Source organism: Marinobacter sp. DY40_1A1 (genome assembly GCF_016597815.1).
In the GTDB taxonomy this organism is placed as follows: Bacteria; Pseudomonadota; Gammaproteobacteria; order Pseudomonadales; family Oleiphilaceae; genus Marinobacter; species Marinobacter xiaoshiensis.
Genome location: NZ_VCHA01000001.1, coordinates 501,414 through 514,460 on the forward strand (window position 1 = coordinate 501,414; position 13,047 = coordinate 514,460).

10 protein-coding genes are annotated in these 13,047 nt (G+C 48.9%); 8 read left to right on the top strand and 2 right to left on the bottom strand.

Annotated elements, in window-relative coordinates:
* Positions 1-131: 131 nt before the first annotated feature.
* The 4 genes from FFI61_RS02330 to FFI61_RS02345 all read left to right on the top strand — a co-directional run bounded on the left by FFI61_RS02330 (position 132) and on the right by FFI61_RS02345 (position 4,606).
* Positions 132-587, top strand: coding sequence for a pilin (locus FFI61_RS02330; RefSeq protein WP_227714651.1), 456 nt, complete (start codon positions 132-134; stop codon positions 585-587).
* Between the two features lie 104 nt (positions 588-691).
* The gene (locus FFI61_RS02335) at positions 692-2,071 is read left to right on the top strand and encodes a sulfatase-like hydrolase/transferase (RefSeq protein WP_227714555.1); all 1,380 of its coding nucleotides are present in this window, start codon (positions 692-694) and stop codon (positions 2,069-2,071) included.
* The gene (locus FFI61_RS02340) at positions 2,047-3,261 is read left to right on the top strand and encodes a serine hydrolase domain-containing protein (protein ID WP_200369120.1); all 1,215 of its coding nucleotides are present in this window, start codon (positions 2,047-2,049) and stop codon (positions 3,259-3,261) included. The genes FFI61_RS02335 and FFI61_RS02340 overlap by 25 nt, the downstream gene beginning before the upstream one ends.
* 307 nt (positions 3,262-3,568) lie before the next feature.
* Entirely contained in the window at positions 3,569-4,606 is a 1,038-nt protein-coding gene (locus tag FFI61_RS02345) for an O-antigen ligase family protein (protein WP_200369121.1), read from the top strand.
* Positions 4,607-4,763: 157 nt separating this feature from the next.
* On the opposite strand, the gene FFI61_RS02350 is transcribed toward FFI61_RS02345, so the two are convergent.
* Both FFI61_RS02350 and FFI61_RS02355 read right to left on the bottom strand, forming a co-directional pair.
* Positions 4,764-6,974: a mechanosensitive ion channel domain-containing protein gene (locus tag FFI61_RS02350; protein ID WP_200369122.1), complete on the bottom strand. Its 2,211-nt coding sequence runs from the start codon at positions 6,972-6,974 to the stop codon at positions 4,764-4,766.
* Entirely contained in the window at positions 6,971-8,332 is a 1,362-nt protein-coding gene (locus tag FFI61_RS02355) for an MBL fold metallo-hydrolase (protein ID WP_200369123.1), read from the bottom strand. The genes FFI61_RS02350 and FFI61_RS02355 overlap by 4 nt, the downstream gene beginning before the upstream one ends.
* 161 nt (positions 8,333-8,493) lie before the next feature.
* Here FFI61_RS02355 and cysQ point away from each other — a divergent pair, with 161 nt between their 5' ends.
* The 4 genes from cysQ (at position 8,494) to FFI61_RS02375 (ending at position 13,045) form a co-directional block, all read left to right on the top strand.
* On the top strand, positions 8,494-9,270 hold the full coding sequence (gene cysQ, locus FFI61_RS02360; protein WP_200369124.1) for a 3'(2'),5'-bisphosphate nucleotidase CysQ: 777 nt from the start codon (positions 8,494-8,496) through the stop codon (positions 9,268-9,270).
* On the top strand, positions 9,267-9,746 hold the full coding sequence (gene rfaH, locus FFI61_RS02365) for a transcription/translation regulatory transformer protein RfaH (protein WP_200369125.1): 480 nt from the start codon (positions 9,267-9,269) through the stop codon (positions 9,744-9,746). The genes cysQ and rfaH overlap by 4 nt, the downstream gene beginning before the upstream one ends.
* A gap of 333 nt (positions 9,747-10,079) precedes the next feature.
* Complete coding sequence (locus tag FFI61_RS02370) at positions 10,080-11,543, top strand: undecaprenyl-phosphate glucose phosphotransferase (protein ID WP_200369126.1); 1,464 nt, start codon at positions 10,080-10,082, stop codon at positions 11,541-11,543.
* A 2-nt stretch (positions 11,544-11,545) separates the two neighbouring features.
* Positions 11,546-13,045, top strand: coding sequence for a capsule assembly Wzi family protein (locus tag FFI61_RS02375; RefSeq protein WP_200369127.1), 1,500 nt, complete (start codon positions 11,546-11,548; stop codon positions 13,043-13,045).
* The last annotated feature ends 2 nt before the right edge of the window (positions 13,046-13,047 follow it).

The window sequence follows — 13,047 nt, forward strand, 5'->3', positions numbered from 1 at the left end:
CAGTGGTGAGTTGGCACGGCGAGTGCTTTGAATCTCTCAGGCTCAAAAAACCGGTTGCGGGGCAAAGCTCCACCGGCCCCGGGCCATGTAGAGTTTCTTAACGACAAATGCAGAGGTCGAATATGAAGAACATGAAAATCAATCACGCCCAGAAGGGTTTCACGCTGATCGAACTGATGATCGTTGTTGCGATCATTGGTATTTTGGCTGCAATCGCTATTCCTCAGTATCAGGATTACATCGCTCGTTCACAGGTTTCCCGCGTGATGAGTGAGACTGGCTCTATTCGTACAGCGGTGGAAAACTGCATGATGAACGGAATCTCAGAGACTGATTGTGAGTTTGGTTGGAGTAATAGCAATCTTCTTGGTGTAAGGGATTTGCAGGGCGGCGCGAACGCTGGCTTGGATGCTACCATTGACTCAGCCAACAACACTGCGAACCTGACAGCTACCTTCGGTGGAAATGCGTCCTCAGCAATTAGTGGCGATACGCTGCAGTGGAATCGCGATGATACTGGCTCTTGGACATGCTCAACTGATGTTGAAGTTAAGTACCGTCCTGCAGGTTGCTCAAGCTCATCATAATTGATTTTATGGACTAATGTTGTTAAAGCCCCTTTTTAGGGGCTTTTTTGTGACATGCCTTTTAAACAAAATATGCGTCTTGTGCGTAGTAGATGGTAGCGATGATGCTTAGAAAATCTAACGAGTCATGGAGTTGGCCTCAATTTATTTGGGCTATACTGCTGATTGTACTGCCAAATGCTGCGATGTATATTTTCGCAAATATGTATAGCCTTGAGCGGCCATATATTAATGTTGATTATGCGCTAGTGATGCTAATCATTCTTGCAAATCAACGTTTAGCGGGCGCGATTGCACTGGTTTTTGCGTTTTTCTTTGACGTCCTTGCTTTGATGGGCCAAATATTTCCCATCTTACGCTTCTCAGATATGCCATATATGGCCAAATTTATAGGGGTGGCACCCTCAGGGTATAAGGTTGGTGCCATTTTTTTGTGTTTTATCCTTATTGTTTTTGTTTTTTTGTTCCTGTTTCGGAATTCTGATAGGAAAAGGCTTGAGTTCCTAGCTTGCGCAAACTTGTTCATATTTGCTTATGCTGTCAGTGCTATTTTTGGATCCGAGAGAGCGAGTCAGGTCTGGCATAGTAAGGCGCGTTCGATCGTGTCTAGCCAAGTTGTATTTGGGTTTGATAGCCGGCGGACGGGTTTTGTTGACTCATTATATGTTGAAGGGGATATTTTCTCTGGAGTTACTTTGCCTAGCGCTACAAAGCCTTGGTTTGATGATATTTTAAATCTTGAGGATAAAGTGCTTCTTATTGTTAATGAGTCTTGGGGAGTTACTAGTCAACGTATCCAGTCTGCTGTCCTTTCTCCACTGCTGGAGTCCACTGAAGAGATATTTGATTGGGAGCAGGGGGAGTTGACTTTTAACGGCATGACTGTGAAGGGCGAGATTCGAGAGCTTTGTCAAAAAGATTTACTACACTTTAGCTTTAAGGGGCACGAGGAAAAGCTGAAGGACTGCATGCCAAATCGATTAAGAGAGTTAGGGTATGAAACGCATTCATTTCATGGCGCGGCTGGCTTAATGTACGATCGGGCAAAATGGTATCCGGATATAGGTTTTGAGAATTTGACATTCCTTGAGAGCTATATTTGGCCTAACAGGTGCTACTCATTTCCAGGAGCGTGTGATGTCGATCTGGCAAATTATGTGACCAGCACCTACGCTTCTGATAATAAGATTTTCGGCTATTGGTTAACGCTTAATACACATCATTCCTATGATTTGCGAGATCTTTCCGTTGGCGTGTTGCACTGTGAAGAGATAGGAGTGGACTCTGATACTGAAGTATGCAGGAATCTTAAGCTGCAGAATCAGTTCTTTAAAAGTGTGGCCAAAGTTGTAAGTAGCCCTAATATGAGCGGAACACGAGTTATAATTGTGTCAGATCATGAGCCTCGAATATCTAATCAAGCCGAAATGGAGAAATATTTCGAGATCGGAAAAATACCGTGGGTGAGTTTTCAGGTCAGGTGATTGTAGCGGTGAAAAAGAAATCTTGTTTTAAAGACTTGGTCGCCATAATAGTATTAGTTTCAGTGTTGGCTGTGGTGTCCCATTTGGTAATCACAAACCCAATGGGCCCTTCCCGCTTGTTATACTATCTTCAGGCGCCAGTCGTTCAGTGGAAAGTCAAGTGTAGTGTTGGCGCGCCGGAGTGGATGTCGAAGATTCAACGCTATGCCTCCCTAAATATGGGCGCAGCTGCTAGTCAGTTGGCTTATATAGGGCCTGGTGGCGATCAACACCACTGTGAGAGTGGTTGGAAAGACAAAATCTGGGGCGATGAATCATTAGATGCAAAGGTGCGTTTCCGTTTTGCCAGTACCACCAAAACGGTCACTGCGATCGCGGTTTTGAACCTCATAAACCAGAATAAGGTATCGCTGGATGACACAATAGTTGACATTCTTGAGTTAAGGCAAACCCTCAAAGATCCGAGAGTGGGTAATATAACCATTGAGCACTTGCTATCTCATAGAGCAGGTTGGGATCGCGAGCGCACGCAGGATGTCATGTTTCTTAGGAACATAAAGCCGTGGTGCCCTTCAAGTCCCGAAAAACTATCGGACACTAGTCTGCTTTATAATCCGGGTGAAATGGAGGCATACTCTAATCTTGGTTACTGTTTGCTGGGACTTGCTATAGAAAAGGTTAGTGGGAAAACGTATAGGGACTACATTCGCGATTCTTTCGAGATGAATAACACAACATTAGAGTTTATTGATGGGCCTTATATGCTTGATGAAGTTTCTTACGATTTTCGTCACGAGGAATTTTATGGTGTGAACTATTATAAAGCCTTCGACTTTCAGGCACTTTCTTCCTCTGCAGGCCTTTCAGGTAATGCTCTAGATTTGGCAAAACTAGTGAGTGCATCTCTTAGTATTGGGCCGATTACCATCCTGAATGGTGATATGAGTAGTGGGTGCAACTCTGCCAATATTCAGGAGTGCTATGGTTATGGCGTATACCGATACCAACCGAATGATAAAGACATTCCGCTGTACATTCACGGTGGTAATTTGCCTGGAGCTAGTTCAGTAATTGTCGTTACTCCAGATGGAAGTGTACTTGTTTGGCTTGGAGCTGGTTCGCCGAGGCCGGGTAGTAAGGTGTTGCCGTCATTCTATAACTTTATTAGGGAGAGTGCGTTTGCTGACTAGTGAATTTCTTGCGCAGACGCAAAGTATTTTTCTACGCGATTTCATAATGACACGGCTTTATTTTGAGAGGAAATGCTTATGAGTATTTTTTTTGCTGTTTTTGCTGTTTTAGGTGTTTGGTGTGGTTCTGTATAGCCCAAAGCGTAGTTTGACTTTTGCGTCCATACAGCACCTTATTGGGTACTGGGTATTTGTTTTTTTGGTTGCATTTGCTCCATTTCTCACGGTGTATAATAATTCTGTTCAGATCAACAATCTAGTTTCGGTTGTTCAGTGCTTTTTGTTTTTGATGTTTTTTCCGCAGTCTGTGGCTAGTATTAAGTCGATTATTTTTGAAAAGGGGAATGCTCTTCTTTCTTTTTTTATATTGTCTTTTGTTTTTGTTATTCTTGTTTCTTCGGTTTTAAATCGTACTCTTTCTTCATCCGTCGCCTATCTTTCTCATATTCTTTTTTTCTTCACGGCAGTTTTTTTCTTATCAGCATGTTCGGAAAATTATGCAAGATTGCTAAGGTGGAAAATTTTATCCGTGTTTAGTGTTTGCATAATTTTTTTTGTTTTTCGTTTTTTGGATAAAGTGGAATTCTATGAGACGGTTTTTAGATATCCGCCTATATATAGGCATCTTCGTCATCTTAATTATGACTTGATGCTGGCTGTAGGTGCTTGCTTTTTTTTGCTATGTTCTGGCCGAATTCGTGAATTAAGCTTTTATTCACTAGTAAGTTTGTTCGTTTTAATATCCTTGTGGAGTGGTGGTAGGGGGCAGTTGCTCGCTTTCGTTGTGTTTTTAGTACTTCTGAGTGTTACTGGTGGGGGGAGGGAATCTCTTGTTACATTAATTATTGCAGTTTTAATGACTTTCCTCATTTGGGTTTCGGGAGATTCGAGATTTATGCTTGGGCAACTAGAAAGGACATTATACTTCACTAATATTAATGGTGTTTCATCGGGTCGGTTAAATATATGGAAGGATACTTGGCTTGAAATTATGAGTGGAGGATGGTTTGGGCACGGGGCCGACCAGTTTAGAATTTTTTATGACAGCTGGATTGTTCACCCTCATAACGCAGCACTACAGTTTATGTTTGAATATGGCGTGGCTGGTCTTTTATTATTTGTTTCATTTATATTATGGACTGCTTCGGTTTGTCTGAAATCGGTGTTCGCCTCAAGATTAAAAGGTGACGTGGCCGTTACTGCTGCACTTATACTTGCGATGTACGCTTATAGTATGGTGGACGGGATTTTTTACCATGCAATACCATTTTCGTTCATGGTGCTTTTGTCTGCTGGTTTGTTTGTTAAATTGAGTAAAAAGAAGGCCTTGGCGCAACTCCCATAGCTCGTGTTACGAAGATTTCTGTGCAGTGCAGTGAGGGTGGCAGGTGTAGTAGTGGTGCGAACTTCCCTGCGGGGCTCCTGGTTCCGTCAAGGGCTGCCGCGGTAATTAGTAATTTTGCAACATCAATGTGTTACATTTGAAGTGTGCTGATGATGTCTTATACAACAGATTGCCTACTACTCAGTCCACGCCCGTCCACATGCGTCGACCTACTCCCACCTTCCCCCTCCATCTGCACACTAATCCTCGGCGCCGCGACATCAATATACCGCTCTTCCATCTTCCGCTTGAGCAACAAGTTAAACGCCCGAGAAACATCCCATTGGTACTCCGGCTTCGTCCGCATCCGCATCCTAAGCACCGGGCAGCCTTCTTCAAACGCATGTATCCCCTGCATTTCAAGCGGCGACCAGATCAGCCATCGCATATCCGGCAGTGTGCGCAGTTCTTCGGCAGTTTCTGTCATCAGCAGTATGGCGTCATCAATGGGCAGTTCCCGGGGAATGCGAATCTTGATCAGTGCGATGCCAAATTGCCGCGACATGTTGTGAATGGAGCTGATTTTGCTGAAGGTGATGTGATGCACCACCCCTTCAAGGTCCCGCAAGCGCACGGTGCGTAGGTTGAAGCCTTCTACGGTGCCCATGAAGCCGTTGATTTCCACGAAGTCCCCAACCGACATGGAGTCCTCAACCACTATAAACAGGCCAGTGATCAAATCCTGAACCAGTGTTTGCGCACCAAAACCCACGGCAAGGCCGATGATACCGGCACCGGCGAGTAGGGGGGTTACATCAACGCCCAGGGTGGAAAGGCTCACCAAGGTAGCGATGATCAGAATGGTGATCAGCAGGGTGTTCCGGGCAATCGGGAGAATGGTTTGGGCTCTGGCCGGGTTGATGCGCTTATTGCGATCGCCCCCGCGCATGGCTCTTTCGAGCAGCTCGTCTACAAATATCCAGGTCAGCTTTGCTACGAGCAAAATAAAGGTCACGCCCAGCAGGCTTCCCGCCACACCCTTGCTCACTGAAGGTTTTCCACCAACGCCGAACAAAGACAAACCCCAGATTTGCAGGATTAACTCGAAAAATAACAACCATGCGGAGGCTTGAATTAAGTTGTAACCAAAGCGCACCAGCCTGCGGCTAAAAATGCTCAGTGCCTGGTGTTTGGGGCGGTTTTCTTGAATGCCAATCAGCCCTTGCAGAGCGAGTGTCAACGCGAGTAGCAAGGCGCAGATCATAGCTTTACCCAAGGCTGCATCCGCTTCGCCACCGTTAACAAACACCGCCACCACCGAGGCGCTGATGGCCACAAGCATGGGTATATGCCAAAGCCTGGCCAGCAGGGCAGTGACTTCGCGCCCTACACCTTGGTCTTTGCGCTGCTTGTAGGGCCGATTTCTGATCAGGTGGGTGACCGGGCGCCGATTCCTCACAATCAGGAAAAAGCTGAGTAATGCGGCGACAACACTGAAAACCAGTGCAAGCGCACTGGCCAGTTCCGTTCCGAGTTGGTCGGTCAGTTCGGTGGTGCTCAAGGAATCTTCAAGAGCAAACAACACGCCGATTATAAAAAGTGGCAAGAGCATGCGCCGGCGCAGAATCATAACGGCTGTGAGGCGGTGGCCGTTGGAGAAAATGGAAATCATTACATCGAAAAGCGAGGTCAGCGCCCGGGCACTCAAGCCTGCGTAAGCCAAAATAAGAATCGTTGTTTGAGCATCATCCGACATGCCGAATGTGGGTAACCCGGCCAGCAGCGCGGTGAAAGTGAGCAGCCAGGGTAAAATCCGCCTTACAAAATGAGCGATGAGCATCCAGGGGCGTGGGTGCCTTGGCATTTGCAGTGGCCATCCGCGCCATGAGAAAAACATGCGAACCAGGCGCGACAAGCCCCACAGTGCGGCTATCCATGCAATCAGCCCAGCGGTGATCTCTACCAGAACGCGGTAGGACGCACCGGTCAGTAACTTTTTTGCCGCGCTGTAGGCATTGCGAAAATGTGTTTTCCAGATGGAGAGAGGGGTTTCTGCTGTGCTGTCACCGTTGGTGGCTTCATCAAAAAACACAGCAAGGGCGCCCAACAAGCCCTCACCACCGGAAGTGCTTTTGCCTGTTTGCAAAGATTCTGCGTGCAATCCCTGTTGAATGGATTTGAGCTGTTGTACCAGCGCCTCACGGCTTTCGTCGTCTTGTAGCGCCTGAATGGCTACCTCTAACGATGCTTCAAGCTCCTCGGGTGAGGCCTCGTCTTTATCCGATTGTCCTGAAAATCCAGGAATTCCAGGAAGTGTGAAGGGCTGTGCCTGAGTTGCCCCAACGACAGCAAGCAAGAAAAAGCCAAAAACCAGCGCGGTTAACCTCAAATCTCTACCTCTTCAAACAAATCGGGTACCTCGGCATCCCATCCGAATTTTTCACTGATGCGCTTACGCATAATGTCGCTGGCTAACATTTCGCCATGGGTAACATACACTTTCTCGGGATCAAGCGCGCCCTGCTCAAGCCATTGCAGGAGTTCATTGTAGTCACCGTGAGCTGAGAGCGAGCCCATATTGTGGATCTCGGCCTTTACTGGCCAGTAATCACCGTGAATCTTTACCGACTCCACGCCGGCGACCAGCCTGTCACCACGGGTTCCCGGAGCCTGAAACCCGGCAAATACCACGCTGTTTCGATAATTTGGAAGTAGAGTTTTGAGGTGGTGAAGCACCCGGCCACCGCTGGCCATGCCGCTGGCAGACACAATAATGCAGGGGTAGCGCACTGAATCCAGCTTGATGGATTCATCAACCGTGCGAACGAACTCGGTGTGACTATCAATCATCTCGCATTGGCAGGCGCTCAGCTTGTGCTCTTTGTGATGTTTGCAAAAAATCTCTGTGGCCTTGATGGCCATGGGGCTGTTGAGAAATACTGGCAGCTTGGGAATGCGCCCCTCTCTCATGATCTTGTGAATAAGGTAAAGCAGCAGTTGCGCCCGCCCTACCGCAAATGATGGAATCAGCACGATGCCGCCGCGGCTAACGGTGCGAGCGATGATCTCTACCAATTCGGTTTCCGGGTCGGTTTCCTCGTGCAACCTGTCGCCGTAGGTGGATTCGCACACAAGCACGTCGGCTTTCTTTATGGGCTCTGGTGGCCTCATGATCGGGTCGTTCTGTCGACCCACGTCCCCACTGAATACTACTGAGCGGCCGTGAGCCTTGTGATGAACATGCACGCAAGCCGATCCCAAAATGTGCCCGGCAGGGGTAAAAGTCACCTCAAAACCCTTCACCGGTTCAAACGTTTCGTGGTAATGAAAAGGCTCAAAGTGTTTCAGGGCTTCCCAGGCATCCTTCACGGTAAAAAGTGGTTCGGGATTTTCGTGCCGAGAGAATTTTTTGCGGAAGGCGTACTTGGCATCTTCTTCCTGCAGGTAGCCCGCATCCGGAAGTAATACTTTGCATAAATCGTGCGTGCCCTGAGTGCAGTAAACCTTGCCTTTGAAACCATGTTTCACCAGGGCAGGCAGGTAGCCTGAGTGGTCGATGTGAGCATGGGTGAGGACCACAGCATCGATTGTGCTGGGATCCACGGGAAACTTGGCCCAGTTTCTCCTGCGTAGGGTTCTAACGCCCTGATACATGCCGCAGTCAACCAAGACCCGGTGTTTATCGTCTGATAACAGATAGCGCGAACCCGTTACCGTACCGGTGCCGCCGAGGAAGCGAAGTTTCATAACAGAAGGCCTTATGGTTGGTCAGGGTGAAATGCGCCTGAAGATTTTCCTTTCAGATTGCCTGAAAGTGCAACGGCAGAAAAGCCCGGATACGGCCGGCGCCCAATATTTGCTACTATTCGCCAATACCGCATGACTATCAGTGACGCAGGATGCCGGCAATGCAATACAGCTCAATACTCCCGGAAGTGATCAAAGTGGCGGATGAGGCCAGCACCAGAGTGCTCCACATCTATCAGTCGGATTTTAAGGTGAGCTACAAGGAAGACGAGTCGCCCATCACCGCAGCGGATGTTGCGAGCCATGAGGTCATTGTAAAGGGCTTGCGAGATATCAGTCAGAGCATTCCTGTTCTCTCGGAAGAGGGTACCCAAGCGCCATGGGAGGAGCGTCGGCACTGGCGCCGGTTCTGGTTGGTTGACCCCATTGATGGTACCAAAGAGTTCACCCAGCGTACCGGTGAGTTTACGGTGAATATCGCGCTGATTGAAGACGGCGAGCCGGTGTTGGGCGTGGTCACTGCCCCGGCGTTAAAAGAGGCGTTTTGGGGAATAAAGGGCGAGGGCGCTCATAAGCGGGACCGAACAGGCCGGGAGCATCGCATCAGGGTGGCAGAGTTGCCCGATACCATCCGTGTGGTCGCCAGCAAGAACCACATGAATGATGAAACTCGCGACTTTATCAGAGCGCTTGGGCCCCACAAAACACTTCAGGCGGGCAGCTCCCTCAAATTCTGCAGAATCGCCGAAGGCCACGCAGATCTTTACCCGCGCATGGGGCCTACCAGCGAGTGGGATACGGCCGCAGCTCATGCGGTATTGCTTGCAGCAGGGGGTAGTGTGAACACACTGGATGGCACAGCGTTGCGCTATGGCAAGGAGGATGTGCTTAACCCTTATTTCATTGCAGCGGGAAACTGGTACATTCCCCGCCCATGACTTGGTACGCACTTCAACACAAGCCCGCCCAGGGCGATCGCGCTTTGGCGCACCTGCAGAATCAGGATATCGCCTGCTTCTACCCGAAAGTACCGGTAGAAAAAATCAAAGCCGGCAAACGCATCCAAAAGCTGGAACCTTTATTTCCCGGATACCTGTTTATTAATCTGGAGCAGACAGACCCTGCGTGGGCGAAGCTGCGCTCTACCCGTGGCGTGCTGCGGGTTGTGAGTTTTGCCAACAAGCCAGCAACCATTACTGATGAAGTGATCCAGCAGGTTAAGGATGGCCTCGATTCTGTGCAACAACAGGGTGGGCTCAAGCCCGGCGAGGCGGTTCAGCTGAGCGAAGGGCCATTTGAGGGGATTAGTGCTGTGTTTCAGGCGTATGATGGGGAAGAGCGGGCAATTGTGTTGATTGATTTTATGCAGATGCAGCAGCGGGTGAAGGTGCCGGTGGCGACGCTCAGAGTCTGAGGGCCAAAATGCCTGCCCCTCCCTCGCAAGACAAGAGGCTCAGTAAAACCTTTAAACTAGTTGCATGTTTAACTCTTTAACAATTCTTAACTACGGCAAGTCCCTGAATTCAAAAGCGTCAGACTTATTGGCACTTGCTAGTCTCATACGATGACGTAAAATCGCCACGCTTCAGACATGGAATATTCACACACTGACAGGGATTTTGTTGGGGCTAGATTTCTCGCCTGTGGTTTAACCCCTGTCATTGCTGGCAATTTATATCTATGACCTTAAAACACTGAACCCTGGTCGGTGGGGCGGTAGCGTGTTGAATGGTAGGGAATAAAGCGAATGAGTGAGTTGTCTCACACAAAGGCTACTTTTGATGAGCTGCGCAGTAGGCGGAATAAGGGGTTCCCCTTTGCCGTTCGGGCAAGTGGCGGAGTTGAATTTGCGTTTTGGCTGCAGTGGGTTGTAGCGACAGTCGTCCAGTGTTCAGTGCTAATATTTCTTGGTATCGGGAAGTTAGATGGCGATTTGGCATCACACTACCGGTTATTGGCGCTATTCTCTTCTCTACTAGCGATTCCTGTATTTGCCCTTTTTCGTGCTTATAGCATCCGCAATGGGTATTTGGTTGGTGTGGCGCGAGTCCTTGCGTCTTGGGGTACACTTATTGCGTTGCTCATGTTTATTGCGTTTGCCACCAAAACAAGTGACACATACTCTCGTGAGGTTGTTTTGCAATGGATCCTGATTGGATTTGCTTTTCAGGCGTTAGCTTTCGTCCCATTGCACAAGGTGTTGCGCCGTATGGACAGGTTGCACCGTTTTGCGAACGCTTCCGTTATAGTCGGCTGCGGCGATCTTGCACTCACGTTAGCCGTTAAACTTCGGCACGAGAGAGGAGAAGCGATGATTGGGTTGGTTTGTCTCGATGGCGACCAGCCAGATAACGAGAGGCCCCATACGCCATATTTCCCGACGTTAGGTGTTGTTAGCCAGCTCCGATCAGTTATTAGTGAAAATAGTGTTAGCAGGGTCTACATAGCGCTACCAGCCAGGGAAACAGATCAGATCGAAGGGTTGTACGTTGATCTTTTGGACGCGAACGTAGACGTTGTTTGGGTGCCAGACTTTGCCAACCTCAAGCTGCTCAATCACAGCATCCACAACCTTGGCGGATTGCCCGCAATAAACCTCAATGAGAGCCCCCTCACTTCTTATCCGGGCGGAGCATTTCTCAAGTCCCTGATGGATAGAGCACTTGCCCTCATCGGACTCCTGGTGTTGAGCCCATTAATGCTCTGTGTTGCTGCATCCATCAAACTAACCTCTCCCGGCCCCGTGCTCTTCAGGCAGAAGCGACATGGCTGGAATGGGCACATTATTGAGGTTTTAAAGTTTCGTTCTATGCGAGTGCATGATGACAGCCATGCGCGACAGGCAAAAAAAGACGATCCTCGCGTCACACCTGTTGGCCGGTTTTTAAGGCGGTCCTCTATTGATGAACTTCCGCAGCTGTTCAATGTTTTGAAAGGTGATATGTCACTGGTAGGGCCGCGGCCACACGCCGTTGCTCACAACGACTATTATTCCGATAAAATTATTGCGTATATGGCAAGGCACCGAATCAAGCCCGGAATTACAGGTTTAGCTCAGATCAGCGGCTGCCGAGGTGAAACAGAAACAATCGACAAGATGCAAAAGCGAGTGGAGCTGGATCTCGATTATATCAATCACTGGAGCTTGTGGTTGGATATCAAAATTCTTATAAAAACACCGCTGACTCTCGTCTCTAAAGATATTTATTGATTATGAATTCTCGTCCTTTTTATATCCGCCGGCTAATAACGGTTGTTGTTGCAAGCGTGATTGTAACAGTGCCTCTAATCGTGTCTGCGGCGCCATGGCTTGGGCCGGGTGATGTGCGTGCACGTCACGCAGTGCAAAAACTGTCTGACCGTGGCCACATAGAGGGAACGACGACAACCTGGCCAATTATGTGGGCCGACCTTGCTGAGAACACAAGCGCTGTTAGAGATTCGACTGTCGCATCTCAGCGGGCATATCTTGGTTTCGAGCGTAGCGAGCAGGCAAAAAATGGGTTTCGGGCAGAGCTTGAAATTGAAGGGGCAACTGATCCGGCGTTTTTACGAGGGTTTGATAGTCTTCCCAAGGAAGAAGGTCAGCTAACTGCCACTCTGCAGTGGCAGGGTGAGTCGTGGGCTGTAGGTTTATCACCTTCTGGCGTATCCGACCCAATGGATAGTAAAGAATTCCGGCTTGATGGCAGTTACATAGCCACAACAGCAGGCAACTGGGTGCTCGGTGTTGGTGCTATTGAACGCTGGTGGGGGCCAGGTTGGCAGTCCAGTATGATTCTTTCGAATAACGCAAGGCCCGTGCCGTCGATATGGGTTGATAGAAAAGCCAGCCTGCCTCCTGAGACTAAGTGGCTATCCTGGATAGGCCCCTGGAAATTCACTGCCTTTCTCGGGCAGCTTGAAAAGGAGCGTGTGATTCCTGATGCCAGGCTGATTGGCATGAGATTTAGTTTCAGGCCGATGGACCGACTGGAGGTCGGGCTCTCACGCGTGATTATGTACGGTGGTGAAGGGCGGCCAGACGGAATTTCTACGCTGTGGGATGCCCTTATTGGCAAAGATAATATAACGGAAGGACAAACCGCAGATGATGATGCAAGTAATCAGATAGCCACGATTGATGCTCGCTACGGCTTCCCCGTGGGGGATCAAAGCATGGGGCTATACGCTCAGATGATGGGCGAAGACGAAGCGGGCTACCTCCCTTCTCGAAAGTCTTGGTTATTCGGCATTGATGGGACAACGCATTTAATCGGCTCTGACCAGCAGTGGTTCCTTGAATTCACAAACACACTGGCTGAGGATTTGCTGGGGGATCCGAGGCCGAATTATGCATACAACCACTTTAATTACAGCACGGGCTACCAGTATCGCGGTCGTGCGCTTGGCTCCACCTTCGATGCAGACTCCGAAGCGCTATCTTTGGGGCTACTTAATTTCCTGCCGGATGGCAGCAATCTCACAGCCACGCTAACATTTGCCAATCTCAATAAAGACGGTGGAGACCGCGTAAGCCAGCCGAATGAGAAGGTGTTTTACAGCGTGCCGGATGGAGCACAGAAAGTTACCATCGCAAATCTCGGTTACGGCAGCCAACTGCTTGGTGGGTGGCTTGATCTCAACATGCAACTTGCAGACAAAAATATTTTACTTTTAGGCGGGGAAAAGGACCGAGTGTCGCTCTCTGCATCTTGGAAGTATCGCTTCTAATT

Excerpts from the sequence above, each read along its gene's own strand:
- FFI61_RS02335 (WP_227714555.1), top strand. The coding sequence starts at position 692 with ATGCTTAGAAAATCTAACGAGTCATGGAGTTGGCCTCAATTTATTTGG.
- cysQ (WP_200369124.1), top strand. The coding sequence starts at position 8,494 with ATGCAATACAGCTCAATACTCCCGGAAGTGATCAAAGTGGCGGATGAG.
- FFI61_RS02330 (WP_227714651.1), top strand. The coding sequence starts at position 132 with ATGAAAATCAATCACGCCCAGAAGGGTTTCACGCTGATCGAACTGATG.
- FFI61_RS02375 (WP_200369127.1), top strand. The coding sequence starts at position 11,546 with ATGAATTCTCGTCCTTTTTATATCCGCCGGCTAATAACGGTTGTTGTT.
- FFI61_RS02355 (WP_200369123.1), bottom strand. The coding sequence starts at position 8,332 with ATGAAACTTCGCTTCCTCGGCGGCACCGGTACGGTAACGGGTTCGCGC.
- rfaH (WP_200369125.1), top strand. The coding sequence starts at position 9,267 with ATGACTTGGTACGCACTTCAACACAAGCCCGCCCAGGGCGATCGCGCT.
- FFI61_RS02370 (WP_200369126.1), top strand. The coding sequence starts at position 10,080 with ATGAGTGAGTTGTCTCACACAAAGGCTACTTTTGATGAGCTGCGCAGT.